Origin of the sequence: Phenylobacterium conjunctum (genome assembly GCF_042679085.1) — a bacterium.
Classification (GTDB): domain Bacteria; phylum Pseudomonadota; class Alphaproteobacteria; order Caulobacterales; family Caulobacteraceae; genus Phenylobacterium; species Phenylobacterium conjunctum.
Genome location: NZ_JBHTLQ010000029.1, coordinates 1 through 14,278 on the forward strand (window position 1 = coordinate 1; position 14,278 = coordinate 14,278).

Annotated in this window: 17 protein-coding genes, 1 pseudogene and 1 riboswitch; of the genes and pseudogenes, 11 read left to right on the forward strand and 7 right to left on the reverse strand. The window is 68.8% G+C overall.

The window, feature by feature from the left end; translation table 11 throughout:
- The 3 genes and pseudogenes from ACFQ27_RS13025 to ACFQ27_RS13035 all read left to right on the forward strand — a co-directional run.
- Nucleotides 1-198, forward strand: a pseudogene (locus ACFQ27_RS13025) (hypothetical protein); the annotation flags it as partial.
- 136 nt (nucleotides 199-334) lie between these two features.
- The gene (locus ACFQ27_RS13030) at nucleotides 335-520 is read left to right on the forward strand and encodes a hypothetical protein (RefSeq protein WP_374345504.1); all 186 of its coding nucleotides are present in this window, start codon (nucleotides 335-337) and stop codon (nucleotides 518-520) included.
- A 114-nt stretch (nucleotides 521-634) separates the two neighbouring features.
- Nucleotides 635-856: a hypothetical protein gene (locus tag ACFQ27_RS13035; protein WP_374345505.1), complete on the forward strand. Its 222-nt coding sequence runs from the start codon at nucleotides 635-637 to the stop codon at nucleotides 854-856.
- A gap of 6 nt (nucleotides 857-862) precedes the next feature.
- Here ACFQ27_RS13035 and ACFQ27_RS13040 read toward each other — a convergent pair whose 3' ends face one another.
- The 3 genes from ACFQ27_RS13040 to thiC form a co-directional block, all read right to left on the reverse strand.
- A complete protein-coding gene (locus ACFQ27_RS13040) occupies nucleotides 863-1,750 on the reverse strand; it encodes an SPFH domain-containing protein (protein WP_374345506.1) in 888 nt (295 codons plus the stop codon).
- Between the two features lie 35 nt (nucleotides 1,751-1,785).
- Nucleotides 1,786-2,520, reverse strand: a complete 735-nt coding sequence (locus ACFQ27_RS13045; protein ID WP_377353882.1) for a pentapeptide repeat-containing protein — start codon at nucleotides 2,518-2,520, stop codon at nucleotides 1,786-1,788.
- Between the two features lie 114 nt (nucleotides 2,521-2,634).
- Nucleotides 2,635-4,455, reverse strand: a complete 1,821-nt coding sequence (gene thiC / locus ACFQ27_RS13050) for a phosphomethylpyrimidine synthase ThiC (RefSeq protein ID WP_374345508.1) — start codon at nucleotides 4,453-4,455, stop codon at nucleotides 2,635-2,637.
- Nucleotides 4,456-4,507: 52 nt separating this feature from the next.
- Nucleotides 4,508-4,615: riboswitch (TPP riboswitch) on the reverse strand.
- 115 nt (nucleotides 4,616-4,730) lie between these two features.
- On the opposite strand from thiC, the gene ACFQ27_RS13055 reads away from it, so the two are divergent.
- The 6 genes from ACFQ27_RS13055 (at nucleotide 4,731) to ACFQ27_RS13080 (ending at nucleotide 8,272) form a co-directional block, all read left to right on the forward strand.
- Complete coding sequence (locus ACFQ27_RS13055; protein WP_377353883.1) at nucleotides 4,731-5,099, forward strand: hypothetical protein; 369 nt, start codon at nucleotides 4,731-4,733, stop codon at nucleotides 5,097-5,099.
- 79 nt (nucleotides 5,100-5,178) lie between these two features.
- Nucleotides 5,179-5,589, forward strand: a complete 411-nt coding sequence (locus ACFQ27_RS13060) for an MAPEG family protein (protein WP_374345510.1) — start codon at nucleotides 5,179-5,181, stop codon at nucleotides 5,587-5,589.
- 54 nt (nucleotides 5,590-5,643) lie between these two features.
- Nucleotides 5,644-6,645 (forward strand): D-cysteine desulfhydrase, encoded by a 1,002-nt coding sequence (locus ACFQ27_RS13065; protein WP_377353884.1) that lies wholly within the window; start codon nucleotides 5,644-5,646, stop codon nucleotides 6,643-6,645.
- Entirely contained in the window at nucleotides 6,645-7,346 is a 702-nt protein-coding gene (locus ACFQ27_RS13070) for an aspartate/glutamate racemase family protein (RefSeq protein ID WP_377353885.1), read from the forward strand. The genes ACFQ27_RS13065 and ACFQ27_RS13070 overlap by 1 nt, the downstream gene beginning before the upstream one ends.
- 2 nt (nucleotides 7,347-7,348) lie before the next feature.
- Nucleotides 7,349-7,975 (forward strand): Crp/Fnr family transcriptional regulator, encoded by a 627-nt coding sequence (locus tag ACFQ27_RS13075; RefSeq protein WP_374345513.1) that lies wholly within the window; start codon nucleotides 7,349-7,351, stop codon nucleotides 7,973-7,975.
- Nucleotides 7,976-8,077: 102 nt separating this feature from the next.
- Complete coding sequence (locus ACFQ27_RS13080) at nucleotides 8,078-8,272, forward strand: YgaP family membrane protein (RefSeq protein ID WP_377353886.1); 195 nt, start codon at nucleotides 8,078-8,080, stop codon at nucleotides 8,270-8,272.
- Here ACFQ27_RS13080 and ypfJ read toward each other — a convergent pair.
- From ypfJ to ACFQ27_RS13095, 3 genes are all read right to left on the reverse strand, one after another.
- Nucleotides 8,269-9,123, reverse strand: coding sequence for a KPN_02809 family neutral zinc metallopeptidase (gene ypfJ / locus ACFQ27_RS13085; protein WP_377353887.1), 855 nt, complete (start codon nucleotides 9,121-9,123; stop codon nucleotides 8,269-8,271). The genes ACFQ27_RS13080 and ypfJ overlap by 4 nt on opposite strands.
- A 70-nt stretch (nucleotides 9,124-9,193) precedes the next feature.
- On the reverse strand, nucleotides 9,194-9,541 hold the full coding sequence (locus ACFQ27_RS13090; protein WP_374345516.1) for a hypothetical protein: 348 nt from the start codon (nucleotides 9,539-9,541) through the stop codon (nucleotides 9,194-9,196).
- A 45-nt stretch (nucleotides 9,542-9,586) separates the two neighbouring features.
- Nucleotides 9,587-10,480 (reverse strand): DMT family transporter, encoded by an 894-nt coding sequence (locus ACFQ27_RS13095; RefSeq protein WP_377353888.1) that lies wholly within the window; start codon nucleotides 10,478-10,480, stop codon nucleotides 9,587-9,589.
- Nucleotides 10,481-10,696: 216 nt separating this feature from the next.
- Here ACFQ27_RS13095 and ACFQ27_RS13100 point away from each other — a divergent pair, with 216 nt between their 5' ends.
- Nucleotides 10,697-12,502: a methyl-accepting chemotaxis protein gene (locus ACFQ27_RS13100; RefSeq protein ID WP_377353889.1), complete on the forward strand. Its 1,806-nt coding sequence runs from the start codon at nucleotides 10,697-10,699 to the stop codon at nucleotides 12,500-12,502.
- 15 nt (nucleotides 12,503-12,517) lie between these two features.
- On the opposite strand, the gene ACFQ27_RS13105 is transcribed toward ACFQ27_RS13100, so the two are convergent.
- Complete coding sequence (locus ACFQ27_RS13105) at nucleotides 12,518-13,477, reverse strand: helix-turn-helix domain-containing protein (RefSeq protein ID WP_377353890.1); 960 nt, start codon at nucleotides 13,475-13,477, stop codon at nucleotides 12,518-12,520.
- 142 nt (nucleotides 13,478-13,619) lie between these two features.
- Between ACFQ27_RS13105 and trhA the strand changes: the two genes are divergently transcribed.
- Nucleotides 13,620-14,276 carry a PAQR family membrane homeostasis protein TrhA gene (trhA, locus tag ACFQ27_RS13110; protein WP_374345520.1) on the forward strand — a complete coding sequence of 219 codons (657 nt, stop codon included), beginning with the start codon at nucleotides 13,620-13,622 and terminating at the stop codon, nucleotides 14,274-14,276.
- Nucleotides 14,277-14,278 lie beyond the last annotated feature (2 nt).

Genomic DNA, 14,278 nt, shown 5'->3' on the forward strand with positions numbered 1-14,278 from the left:
AGCGCCACGGAGAGCGCGGCGGACGCCAGCGCGACCATCCCGGTCGCCCCGGTCCCCTATTCGCCCAGCGCCCAGACCTCGGCGCCGGCCCCGACGCCGCTTTTGACCACCCCGCCGCCGGTGGCGACGCCCGACCCCGCGCCCGCGGTGGTCACGCCTGAACCGGCCCCTCAGCCCGAGGTTCCGCCGCAAGGCTAAGGCTCCGCCCTTGGGCCGGGTCCCTCCCTCTCCCCGGCCCGCACTTGGAAAGCCGCCCCTCATCCCCGGGGGCGGCTTTCTTCGTGCGCGTCATGCCGCATGGCGCCCGGCGCCCAATCCGGGCAGAGGAAGCGCCATGCCTAGCCGCCGCGACCTCGCCCATTGGGGCTCCGCCATCCTGGTCTTCGCTGTCAGCCTGCTGGCTGGACGCTACGCCGCCGAGGGCATGACCCTGGTGCAGGCGACCGGCGCCGCAACGGCGGTCCTGGGCTCGATCACCGTGGCGGTGGCGGTGCGGGTCTGGCGCCCCGAAGAGGCCTGATCGCGGGCGCCTTCGCGCGGCGTTGCGACGCAGGAGAACGCCGCGAACCCTCTGTTCATCCCAATTGGCGAAACTGCTGGCGGGGTGAACAACAAGGAGGGCAATGGGAAACCCATGCTCCGCAAGCTTTTCTCACAAAAGACCGCCGAGTGGGGGACCACCGCCCTCGTGCTCGCGTCCGCCGGCCTCGCCGGTCACCAGGCCGCTCTGGGCATGACCCAGGCCCAGTTCATGGGCGCGGCGACCGCCATCCTCGGCTCGGTGATGGCCGCCGTCATGGTCCGCATCTGGCCGATGCCGGAGAAGGCCCCGGTCCGCGTCCGCAAGGACGACTGATCCGATCTATTTGGTCTGCAGGTTGATGAACGGCGTGCCCGAGCCCGTGACACTGGGCAGGCGGCCGTCCCACTTCTCGATCGCCCGCAGCTGAACCACGGCCGGATTGGTCGAGATCGACTGGGCCAGCAGGCGGTTGGACTCCGCCTGGCCGCGGGCCTCCTCGACCTTGGCGTCAGCCTCGGCCTTGGCCACGGCCACCCGCGCCTGGGCGGCCAGGGTGTCGGCGTCCGCCTTGGTCTTGGCCTGGATCGAGTCCAGGATCACCTGCGGGTAGCGGATGTTCCCGATCCAATCGAGCTGGCTGATGGTCACCCCTTGCGGGCCCCATTTGCGCTGGACCCGGGCCAGAGCCTTCTGGATCACGGTCTGACGACCGCCCTTGTAGAGGAACTCCACCGGCACCAGCTCGGTCTCGGCGGCGATCGCCGAGCGCACGTCATTGCGGATCGGTCCCTCGAACAGCTGGTCGAAGCTCAGCCGATAGCGGGTGTAGAGCGCCGGCGCCGACTGCGGATCGACGCGCAGCACGATCTGCACATCGGCGGTCATCGGCAGGGCGTTATTGTCGCTGAACGAGATCTCCTCGTTCTCCGTGCCCCGGTCATCGGACTCGCGGGTGTAGGTGTAGGTCCGCTGGATAGCCGGATACTGGATGATCCGTTCGCCGATCCCCACCAGGTACCAGCGCGCCGGCATCGGCACGGGATCAACCCCGGCGCTGGCGCCGAGGGTGCGGATCTTCACCCCCACATTGCCAGGCTGAACCGTCGTCGAGCAGTTCGACAGAGTCAGGGTCACGCCGATCAGCAACAGGGCGATGACGACGATCGGCAGGACGCGACGTCCGTTCAAGGTGCCCATGCGAGGCGGCTCCGGGAGGCTCCAGGTCATGGTTGAAGCCTAGCCTGACTCGCGCCTGGCGAATATCAGGTCGCGCTGACCTCGACGCCCATGGCCGTCAGCAGGGCGGCCTGTTGGTCCAGGGTGACGCGCAGGCCCTCAATAGACCCCAGGGCCTTCAGGTCCAGGCCGCTGACCTCGGCCCCGCGCAGGTCGGCCCGCGCCAGCTTCAGCCCAAAGGTGCTCGCCTGGAACAGGTCGGCCTCACGCAGGTCCGCGCCTTCCAGGTCGGCATTGGCCAGGTCTGCCTCGCGGAAGGAACAGCGGCTGAAATCCCCGCCCGGCAGCCGCAGCTCGGCCAGGTCCGCAAGCTCCAGATTACTACCGGCGAAACTCCCAGCCGTGCGCACGATGCTGCGGCCCAGGGCCTTGGCGAAGTCAGCCTTGATGAAGCTGGAGCCGCGCAGATTGCAGGCCTCGAAGCTGACCCCATAGAGCCCGGCCCGGTCGAACCGGGCGAAGGACAGGTCACAGCGGGCGAACACCGCCTCGTCCAGCCGCGAGAAGGCGAAGGCGACGCCCTGCTGGGCCTCTGAGAACACGCAGTCCTCAAACCGCGCCTCGCGAAACTCCGCATGCGCAAACCGGCAGCGCACGAGACGGCAGGCCTTGAACCGCGCCCCCTCAAACCCCGCGCCCGAGACCTGCACGTCCTCGAACCGGCAATCCTCGAACACCGCCTCGGTCAGGTCCGCGTCCGTAAAGTCCCGGTCGGAGAGATCCAGGCCCTTGAACACGGCGTTGGGTTCGAGCGGTTGCATGCCTCTCTCCGCCCCGTTCATCCCCGCGCAGGCGGGGATCCATAGGGCCTGTCCTCAGCCAAATCCCGAACTCAGCTTGGATCCCCGCTTTCGAGGGGATGAGCGGAGGGGGAACTATTCCGTCTTCACATAGATCTCGCCGCCGCCGTCGCGGAACTTGCCGGCCATTTCGGCCATGCCGGTGGCGACATCGTTCTGCTTGGCGGCGGTGTCGCGAATTTCCTGGCTGATCTTCATGGAGCAGAACTTCGGCCCGCACATGGAGCAGAAGTGCGCGGTCTTGAAGGCCTCCTTGGGCAGGCTCTCGTCGTGGTACTCGCGCGCCGTCTCGGGGTCGAAGCCCAGGTTGAACTGGTCCTCCCAGCGGAACTCGAACCGGGCGCGGGACAGGGCGTCGTCCCAGGCGCGGGCGGTGGGATGGCCCTTGGCCAGGTCGGCGGCGTGGGCGGCGATCTTGTAGGCGATCACCCCCTGCTTCACGTCCTCGCGGTCCGGCAGACCCAGGTGCTCCTTGGGCGTGACGTAGCAGAGCATGGCGGTGCCGAACCAGCCGATCATCGCCGCGCCGATGGCCGAGACGATGTGGTCGTAGCCGGGGGCCACGTCGGTGACCAACGGGCCCAGGGTGTAGAAGGGCGCCTCGCCGCAGACCTCGAGCTGCTTTTCGACATTGTGCTTGATCTTGTGCATCGGCACGTGGCCGGGGCCTTCGATCATCACCTGCACGCCATGCTTCCAGGCCACCTTGGTCAACTCGCCCAGGGTCTCCAGCTCGGCGAACTGGGCGGCGTCGTTGGCGTCGGCGATGGAGCCGGGCCGCAGGCCGTCGCCCAGGCTGAACGACACGTCGTAGGCCCGCATGATCTCGCAGATCTCTTCGAAGTGCTCGTAGAGGAAGTTCTCCCGGTGGTGCGCCAGGCACCACTTGGCCATGATCGAGCCGCCGCGCGAGACGATGCCGGTGACCCGCTTGGCCGTCAGCGGGATGTAGGGCAGCCGCACGCCGGCGTGGATGGTGAAGTAGTCCACCCCTTGTTCGGCCTGTTCGATCAGGGTGTCGCGGAACACCTCCCAGTTCAGGTCCTCGGCGATCCCATTGACCTTCTCCAGGGCCTGGTAGATCGGCACCGTGCCGATCGGCACTGGCGAGTTGCGGATCACCCAGTCGCGGATGTTGTGGATGTTGCGGCCGGTGGACAGGTCCATGACCGTGTCGGCGCCCCAGCGGATGGCCCAGACCATCTTGTCCACCTCGTCGGCCACGGTGGAGAGAACCGCCGAGTTGCCGATGTTGGCGTTGATCTTGACCAGGAAGTTGCGGCCGATGGCCATCGGCTCGAGTTCGGTGTGGTTGATGTTGGCTGGGATGATCGCCCGGCCTCGGGCGATCTCATCGCGGACAAACTCCGGGGTCACGAAGTCGGGGATCGAAGCGCCGAAATCCTCGCCGTCGCGGATGGCGCCGTCGTTCGCCTGGCGGCGCAGGTTCTCGCGGATGGCGACATATTCCATCTCCGGCGTAACGATCCCGCGCCGGGCGTATTCCAGCTGGGTGACGGCCGCGCCGCCCTTGGCGCGATAGACCCGGCGGGGCGCGGTGAACTGGGGCGCCAGGTGCTCACCCTTGGCATGGCCATTGTCCTCCGGCTTCACCTCGCGCGGATTTTCCACGATCTCCACGTCACCGCGGGACACGACCCAGGGCTCGCGGGTGCGGGACAGGCCCTGCTCGATGTCGATCTTGGCGGTCGGGTCGGTATAGGGGCCGGACGGGTCATAGATGGTCACCGGCGGCTCGTTGGCCGAGGGGTGCACCGCCACCTCGCGGAACGGCACGCGGATGTCCGGCCACAGCACGCCCGGCTGATAGACCTTGCGCGAACCGGGGCGTTCGCCCGTGGGAATGGCGTTGGCGATAGGGGTCTGGATGTTCACCGCGGGGCGTCCTCTCGTTCGAGGGTCTTCGGCTAAGGAAAGGCGGTGTCGGGGCGCATCCGGCATCCTTCCCTTCGCCGGCATGACCCGGATCAGGTTCAACGGGTCGCGGGCTCACCCGCCTCTCAGCCGCTTGCGCGCGGCCCCCCGAGGATAGGCCCCAAGACTAGGCCTGATCGCCTGTCTGGGGAAGCCGGTTAAGCAAGACGGGCTGCGCCGGCGCGACGCCGTGATAGACTGCGCGCTCCGAAGAGGTCCCTGCCCGGAGCCCGCCCATGAAGCGCCTGTTCGCCGCCGCCTTCGCCAGCCTGCTGATCGCCGGTCCCGCCGCCGCCCAGAGCGGGACCTGTTTCCGCCTGTCGGACATGGGCAATCACCGGGCCGCCGACAGCCAGACCCTTTATGTCGCCATGGGCCGCAAGGAGGTCTGGCGCTTCGACATGAACGGGGCGTGCCTGTCGGGCGTGGGTTTCGGCGATCCCCTGGTGGTGACACCCACGGGCGGCGCCAGCCTGATCTGCAAGCCGCTCGACCTGGACATCAAGGTCTCGCACATGGGCATGCTCAGCCCGTGCATGCTGAAGTCCATGACCAAGCTGACCCCGGCCGAGGTCGAGGCTTTGCCGAAGAAACTCAAGCCCTAAGGCGCCGTCGCGTCACGGTTGCACGCCGGACGCAGCAGGCCCATCGTGATCCCTTCCACAACGCCTGGGAGGGGCGACAATGACGGTTGAACTGACAATGGCGGCCTGGGTCCTGGTCCTGGCCTTTGTGCAGATCCTGCTTTTCGACTTCGCCCGCACCAGCCAGTACGGGATGAAGTGGAACACCAGCGCCCGGGACGGCCAGATGCCGGCCCTGTCCGCTGGGGCCGAACGCCTGCAGCGCGCCCAGGCCAACCTGTTCGAGACCCTGCCCCTGTTCCTGGGCGCGGTGCTGATCGCCCACCTCGCCGACATCCACACCCCGATGACCGCCCTGGGGGCTCAGATCTATCTGGGCGCACGGGTGCTCTATGTGCCGCTCTACGCCTTCGGCGTGCCGCAGATCCGCTCGCTGGTCTGGATTGCGGGCATCGTCGGCCTGGGCATGGTCGCCGCCCCGGTGCTGATGGCCTCGACCCCGTTCAGCTGAGGCTGCAAACCGCGCGGGGATGGTGGTAGGGACGAGGTCTCTGAGGAGTAGACCATGCATCTCGCCCGCTTTCCCCGCGCCCGCTTCGCCCACCTGCCGACCCCGCTGGAGGCCGCGCCCCGGCTGGGCGAGGCCCTGGGCGGCCTGAACCTTTTCATCAAGCGCGACGACTGCACCGGCCTGGCCGGCGGCGGCAACAAGACCCGCAAGCTGGAGTTCCTGGTGGGCGCGGCCCTGGCCGCGGGCGCTGACACCCTGGTCACCCAAGGCGCGGTCCAGTCGAACCATGTACGCCAGACCATCGCCGCGGCGGCGAAGTTCGGCCTGGCCTGCGAGGTGATCCTCGAAGAGCGCGTGGCCACCAACGCCATCGACTACCAGGGCTCGGGCAATGTGCTGCTCGACCACCTGCTGGGCGGCAAGTCGCGGCGGGTTCCGGCCGGCTCGGACATGAACGCGGCCCTGGAGCAGGTGGCCGAAGAGATCCGCGCCAAGGGCGGCAAGCCCTATGTGATCCCCGGCGGCGGCTCCAACACCATCGGGGCGCTGGGCTATGTGGACTGCGCCCTGGAGCTGGTGCGCCAGGCGGATGCGCAAGGACTGAAGATCGACCGCATCGTCACCGCCACCGGCAGCGCCGGCACCCATGCGGGCCTGGTCGCCGGCCTGGCCCTGGCCGGCGCCGACATCCCGGTGCTGGGCATTGGGGTGCGCGCGCCCAAGGAGACCCAGGAAGCCAACGTCCACAAGCTGGCCGTCGCCACCGCCGAGATGTTGGGCCATGGCGACCGGGTGACCCGCGAGATGACCGTGGCCGACTGCGACTATGTCGGCGAGGGCTATGGCCTGGTGGACGAGGCGGTGATCGAGGCCCTGAAACTGGCCGCCCGCACCGAGGGCCTGCTGCTCGACCCCGTCTATAGCGGCAAGGCCATGAAGGGCCTGATCGCGCTCGCCCAGCAGGGGATGTTCAAGGGCGAGACCGTCGTCTTCCTGCACACCGGCGGGGCTCAGGGCCTGTTCGGCTATCACTCGGTGCTGGAGGGCCACCTGTAATGAGCAAGACCAAGGTTCTCGGCGTGCTGGGCGGCATGGGCCCGGCCGCGACCCTCGACTTCCTGACCAAGGTCCAGGCCTACACCCCGGCCAAGACGGACCAGGATCACCTGCGAGTGCTGGTGGACATCAATCCCCAGGTGCCGGATCGCAACGACGTGTTCGCCAAGCCGGGTCCGGTCCTGGCCGAGATGGCGCTTGGCCTGCGCAATTCCGGCGCCCAGGTGCTGGCCATCGCCTGCAACACGGCCCACGCCTATGGCGACCTCGTCAGCCGGGCCTCGGGCCTGCCGCTGATCGACATGATCAGCACGGCGGCGACGGCGGCGCGCGACACCGGCGCCAAGCGGGCCGGCGTGCTGGGCACCAAGCAAGCCGTCAAGCTCTATCGCGAATACATCGCCGCCCAGGGCATGAGCCTGGTGACCCTGCCCTCCGACCAACAGGAAGCCTTCATGGCGTTGCTGTACCGGATCAAGGGCGGCGACACCGGCCCCGAGGCCCGCGCCGCCATGGCCGAGCTGGCGCAGGGGCTGGTCGCCGAGGGCGCGGAGGCCATCATCGCCGGTTGCACTGAGGTGCCGCTGGTGCTGGCCAAGGACGATGTCCGCAAACCCCTGCTGGACGCCGGCGACCTGCTGGCCCGGCGTTGCGTAAATGTCTGCCTGGGCCTGGAGCCGGCGCCGACGGTGGACGCCTAGGCGTGGACACGCTCACCGGCCGGGCCTCCGCTGTTCCGGGCGCCGTGGCGGTGAAGGCCTCGGCGGGAGATGTCCTGTTCCGGCCAGGAGACCCCTGTCGCGGCTTCCTCGCGGTCCGCAGCGGCTCTGTGAAGGTGGGTCTGACGGCCGCAAACGGCCGGGAGATCGTGCTCTACCGCGTACGTCCCGGGGAAATCTGCCTGCAGACCTTCTCCTGTCTCGTGGTGGGCGCCGCCTATGCGGCGGAGGGTGTGGCTGAGGATCTGGTCGAGGCGATCCTGATCCCGCCAGCCGCCTTTGACCGGCTGATGGCGGAGGACGAGAGCTTCCGCGCCGCGGTCCTGGCCTCGGTCGCCGGCCGGTTCGGCGACTTTGAACACGTCGTGCAGGCCCTGGCCTTCACCGGGCTGGAGACCCGCATCGCAGCCGCGCTCCTGCGACTGGCGGACGCCTCCCAAGAGGTGCGCGCGACGCATGCGGACCTGGCGGCCGAGATTGGTTCAGCCCGGGAGGCTGTGAGCCGTCAGCTCGGCCTGATGGCCCGGGCCGGCGTGGTCGACCTGGCGCGAGGGCGGATCAGATTGCTCCGCCCCGCCGCTCTGCGGCGGCTGGCTGAGGATGTGAGCTGAAATCAGCTGGAAACGTGACTTGGTCACAGACGGCGCGGTCGCTAGGGCGCAGCTTGCCGCCATCGACGTGGGGGAACGCCCCCACAGGAGATGGAGATTCCCATGCCCAAGAATGAAGGCGGTCTCGACCGCGTGCTCCGCGTGATCGCCGGCCTGGCGGTGTTGTCCCTGGCTTTCGTCGGGCCGAAGACGCCATGGGCCTACCTCGGCCTTGTGCCACTGCTCACCGGCGCCCTGGGCTATTGCCCGCTCTACAGCCTACTGGGCCTCAACACCTGCCCGGTGAAGAAGGCCTAGAGCCGGTTCACACCGAAGGTGTCGCAGGCGGCGGGATCGCCGCTCTCTGCGCCCGTCCGGAACCAGCGCATCCGCTGGGCGCTGGTTCCGTGGGTGAAGGTGTCGGGCATCACCTGGCCCTGGGCCTGGCGCTGCAGGGTGTCGTCACCGACCGCCGCCGCCGCGCCCAGCCCATCCTCGATGTCCTGGGCGGTCAGGCTGACGGCCCCGCCTGAGGCCTCGGCGGCGTGGGCGACCCAGACGCCGGCGTAGCAGTCCGCCTGCAGCTCCAGCCGCACGGAACCGGAGTCAGCTCCGCGCGCGCCCATCCGCTCGGCGCGGTCGGTCTGGCCGGTCAGCTTCTGGACGTGATGGCCAATCTCGTGGGCGATGACATAGGCCCGCGCCGCCTCGCCCTGGGCGCCGAAACGGCCCGACAGCTCCTGCCAGAAGCTCAGGTCCAGATAGACCTTCTCATCGGCCGGGCAATAGAACGGCCCCATGGCCGATTGGCCCAGGCCGCAACCGGTGCCGGTGGACTGGTCATAGAGCACGACGGCGGCGGGGCGCTGATAGGCGCGGCCTCGGGCCTTGAACTCGGCGCTCCAGACATCGGTGGTGGACTGTTCGATCACGTCGACAAACTGGGCGTCGCGATCCTGGGGCGTGCCGCGGAAACCTTCCTGGCTCTGTTCCTGGCCAGCGCCGGTCTGCTGCAGGGCGCCCAGGGTGTCGGACGGCGAGATGCCGAATACGAAGTAGCCGATGGCCGCCAGCACGAGGCCGCCTATGCCGACGCCGCCGGCGGCGACGGGGCCCATCCCGCGACGATCCTCGATATTGCCGCCCCGCTTGCCGCCGTCCCAGCGCATGGTCGTTCCCCTTCAGGTTCCGGGCTGAACGCCGAACCGAGGCGCAGGATGCGTCGGAACGGCGCCGCTGTCAGCGCCGCTCGGCGAGGATCGCCTCGATCCGGGCGCGGGAAGCCGCCAGCGCCGCCTCCGGAATGGAAGGCCAGACGGGCTGGGCCAGGGTCGGCAGCGGCGGGATCACGTTCGGCGGCTCGGGCGAAGGCGGCAGGCGCGGCGGCTGGGTCTGCAGGGCCGCGAGGTTCTGTTCGCTGCGCAGGCGGGCGTCCAGGGCGTTGAGTTCGGCCTCGAGGCCGAGCTGGCGCGGCCGATCCATCATGCGTTCCGCCCAGCTTGTGTCAGGCGGCGCGGGTAGAGCTTGCGCGAAAGCGGCGCTCGCGCAGGCCCAGGCGGCGACGATGAGGGTGGCGGTGCGGACCATGCTTCGTGTCCCTTCCCCCTTGATGTGGGGATCGCGAGAAGCGGTTTAAGCCCCCCGGCGGAAACCCCGGGTCTCGCGGAACAGGATGTAGACCCCGCTGCCGGCCACCACCACCGCGCCGATCAGGGTGGTGAACTGGGGCGTCTCACTCCAGACGAAGAAGCCGATCAGGCTGGCCCAGACCAGCTGGCTGTAGTCGAAGGGCGCGACCACGGCGACGGGGGCGTTGCGCAGGGATTCCGTCAGCAGCAGCTGGCCGACCCCGCCGATCAGGCCGGCGGTGATCAGCAGCAGCAGGGTCTGAGTGTCCGGCATGACCCAGCCGAACGGCGCGCCCGCCAGGCCCAGCACCATGCCGGCCAGGGTGAAATAAAAGACTATGGTGGGGCCGGGCTCGGTGCGGCTGATCTCGCGGATGGTGATCATGGCGCCAGCCGCGCCCATGGCGCCGACAATGGCCAGGATCGTGCCGGTGAAGGCCATGTGGGCGGGGTCCGGATGGACCATGATCAGCACGCCCAGAAAGCCCACCCCCACGGCGGCCCAGCGGTGCACGCCCACCGGCTCTTTCAGGATCAGGGCCGACAGGGCGGTCATGAACAGGGGCGAGGAAAACGAGATCGCCGTCGACTGGGTGAGCGGCAACCGCGCCACCGCCATGAAGCCGCAGACCATGCCGGTCAGCCCCACGGTCGCCCGCATCAGGTGGCCAAGCGGCCGCTGGGTCTTCAGCACCGAGAAGCTGGAGGTGCGGGCGATGTAGATCATCACCGGAATGAAGGCGAAGGCGTTGCGGAAGAAGATCACTTCCAGCACCGGCACGCCCTTGGCCGAGCACCACTTCACCAAAGCCGCCAGGGTCGCCATGCAGGCCATGGCCGCGACCCGCAAGGCGATGCCGACGCCATTGCGATCCAGGGCGGTGGTCTGATCGTTCAAGGCGCGGGCTCCGATATGCGAACCCGCCATAAGCCGCGGGACGCGGCGTGACCATGGCGCACACCGCGCGCAGCCCCAAATACAACCCTCGCGTTTGCGACGCCCGTCCAGGTCTTGCGACATAAGGTCGCCCAAAATGGGGGGAGGGATTTCTTAACCATGGCGAAACGGCTGCGGACCAGGGTTTGCCGTATCTGCCAACCAGCCGGACGTGTCATGAACCTGCAGTCCATCAAGGGCCGGATCAATCTAGCCGGACTACTCATACTCGTATTGGGTGTAGCCAGCGCCGGAATCGGACTCGGCGTGACCTTCGGCCTGACGCGCGCCCTGGAGAACAGCACGCTCGCGGCGACCATCCTGCGCAACCACATGGAAGCGGACATGATGCACGACGCCCTGCACTCCGACGTGCTGGCGGCGATCATGTCGGGCGACCCGACCAACGGGGTCTCCATCGCCGACGTGAAGGCCGATCTCGCCGAACACGCCCAGTTGTTCGAGGACAGCCTGGCGGCCAATGACAAGCTGGTCACCCGCCCGGAGGAACGGGCGTTGCTGGCCGAGCTGAAGACCCCGCTCTCCGACTATATCGCCTCGGCCCAACGCATCGTGGACCTGGCGACCACCGATCCGGCGGCGGCCAAGACCGCCCTCCCCGACTTCAAGACCAGGTTCGACGCCCTGGAAGAGGGCATGGCCAAGGCCGGCGACGCGATCGAGGCCAATTCAGCCAAGGCCAGCAGCGAGGCCGTCAAGAAAGACAAGGACGCTCACAGCCTGATGTTCGTGGTGCTCGCGGCGGGGATCGTCTTCGCCGTGGCGTTGATCATCCTGGCCAACCGCGTGCTGGTGAAGCCCATCACCGACGTGACCGTCGCGACGGAGCGTCTGGCCCAGGGCGACCTGACCATTGTCCCGCCGCACGCCGATCGCCGCGATGAGATCGGCGCCATGGCCCGGGCCATGGGCGCCTTCAAGGAGGCCATGGCCGGCCGCCAGAGCGAGGCCGAGGCCGCCGAGCAGCGCCGCCAGATCGAGGCCGAGCGCCGCTACGCCGAAGAGATCCGCGCCAAGGCGGAAGAAGAGCAGAACGCCGCCATGGCCGCCGTCAGCCAGGCCCTGGAGCGTCTGGCCCAGGGCGACCTGACCCACCGGATCGATGACCGTATCCCCGCCTCGTACCGGAAGCTGAAGGAGGACTTCAACCAGGCCATCCGCCAGCTCGAAGAAACCATGGTGGTGATCCTGGAGCACGCCGAAGCCATCAAGTCGGGCGCGGGCGAGATCAGCCACGCCTCGGACGACCTGTCGCGTCGCACGGAGCGCCAGGCCGCGACCCTGGAGCAGACCGCCGCGGCGGTCGAGGAGATCACCACCACGGTGCGCCAGTCGGCCGACGGCGCCCGCGCCGCAGACACCGCCGTGACCGAGGCCAAGACCGACGCCGAACGCGGCGGCGAAGTGGCGACCCAGGCCATTGCGGCCATGAGCGAGATCGAGGCCTCCTCCGCCCAGATCGGCCGGATCATCGGGGTCATCGACGAGATCGCCTTTCAGACCAACCTGCTGGCCCTGAACGCCGGGGTCGAGGCCGCCCGGGCCGGCGAGAGCGGCAAGGGCTTCGCCGTCGTCGCCTCGGAAGTCCGCGCCCTGGCCCAACGCTCCGCCCAGGCGGCGCAGGAAATCAAGGACCTGGTCGAGGTGTCCGGTCGCAACGTGTCCACCGGCGTCGGCCTGGTGGGCCAGACTGGCGAGGCCCTGTCGCTGATCGTGAATAAGGTGGGCGAAATCAACGCTCTGGTGCGCCAGATCGCGGCGTCGTCCCGGGATCAGGCCTCGGCCCTGGGCGAGGTCAATCTGGCGGTCAACGAGATGGACCAGGTGACCCAGCAGAACGCCGCCATGGTCGAGGAATCCACCGCCGCCAGCCATGCGCTCGCCCGCGACGCCGTGGACCTGTCGAACCTGGTGGGCCGGTTCCGGATCGGCCAGACCTCAGCCCATCGGCGCGCGGCCTGAGGCTCTAGCCCAAACTCAGGGCCGGCGCGGGACGACGCCTTCGTCCGCCGGGGGCAAGCCGATCTCGGCCAGGCGCAGCAGATAGGCGTAGGTGGCGCCTGCGAACTGCAGGGCGGCCTGCAGAAGCTCCGGACGCCCTATCACCTCCGCCGGCAGGATCAGGCCGCCGTCGGCCTTGCGCTCCAGCCAGCCCTCCTTGGTCAGGCGACGAGCGTATCGGCGGGTGGTCTCGTAGGGCAGGCCCAGCCCCTTTGACACGGCATAGACGCTCACCGGCCGGCGCACAGCGTCCGGCGGGATGGCGTCAATTCCCGCATAGGTCTCGGCGGTTTCCCGGTCCTGGGCGAAGTGCTGCATGTTGCCCCGCGCCACGGCCATGCCGACCAGCAGGCTCAGCGCGTCCAGTCCCACGATGCCCGCCATCTCGGTCAGGCTGTCGAGGAAGTAGTCGATGGACAGTCGAACCGTGCGTCGGCTGACGTCAGGCCCGGCTGGCGCGGGCGCCTTCCCCGGGATCGCCCCAATCGTGATGGCGTCGCGCAGGAAGCGGCGGGCGACCTCCCAGTTCTCCGCCATGCCGGACAACAGCCCCGGCGAGAGATGCACCCGGTTGGGCACCCAGACCCCGCCCGGCCCGGCCTCGACCATGCCGGCCTCGCGCAGCTTGACGACATGCCGGCGCACGGTCTCGTAGGGCAGGCGCAGGTCCTTGGCGACCGCGTAGACGCTGACCGGTCGGCGCATCTCATCGGGCGGCACATCGCCCGCGCCCGCGAAGGCGGCGTCCTGCGCCGGATCCTCTTTCAGGGGGCGAACATTGGCCCGGCTGACGCCCAGAAACACCAGGGCGGTCAGCAGATCCTCGTCAATCGCCCGGGTGACGAGCGTGGCGGTCTGCAGGAAGTAGTAGCCGGCCACCCGAAGGGCCATGCGCCGGCGGTCGGCGGAAATGGCCATCTGGGTGGGCTGGAACATGTCCTAGGCATCCTCTCATGCGCGCGGCGACGGCGAGGTCCGTGGCTGGCCGTCGACTCAGGCGCGAACATCAGCTCAATTGACTTGACGTCGTCGCACGGCGCCATCCCCATATTGAGGGATAAAATTTCAAGGCGTCCGCATGACCGTCCCTCCCCGACACTATCCCACTCCGGCCGCAAAGTGCGCCGACCTTGTGGTCCACGTGGCCGGCCTGACCCTGGCCCTGATCGGCGGCGGGATCCTCCTGGGGCTGTCGGTGCGGCTGGGCCATATGGGCCAGACCGCGGCGATCGGAATCTATGCGGCGGGCATGGTGGCCATGCTGGCCCTGTCCACCGCCTACAACTTCGCCAAGGCTGCGCACCGGCCGCTGCTGCGCCGCTTCGACCATGCCGGCATCTTCCTGATGATCGCCGGCTCCTACACGCCCTTCACCACCCAGAACCTGCACGGGGCCTGGGCGATCGGCATGACCACCGCCGTCTGGTCCGTGGCCCTGGTGGGGGTGGCGGGCAAGCTGTTCCTGCCCGGCCTCGGCCGCCGGTTCTGGGTGGCCATCTACCTGGCCCTGGGCTGGCTGGTCCTGGTCGCCATCAAGCCGATGATCGAGGGCCTGTCGTGGCCGGCCCTCACCCTGCTGGCCCTGGGCGGGCTGGCCTATTCCACCGGCGCGGTCTTCTACCTGATCCAGCGGCTGAAGTTCCGCCGGGCGATCTGGCACGGCCACGTGGTGGGCGGCGCGGCCCTGCAATATGTGGCCGTACTGCTGGGCGTGGTGCTGGCTCAGCCCCACTGACC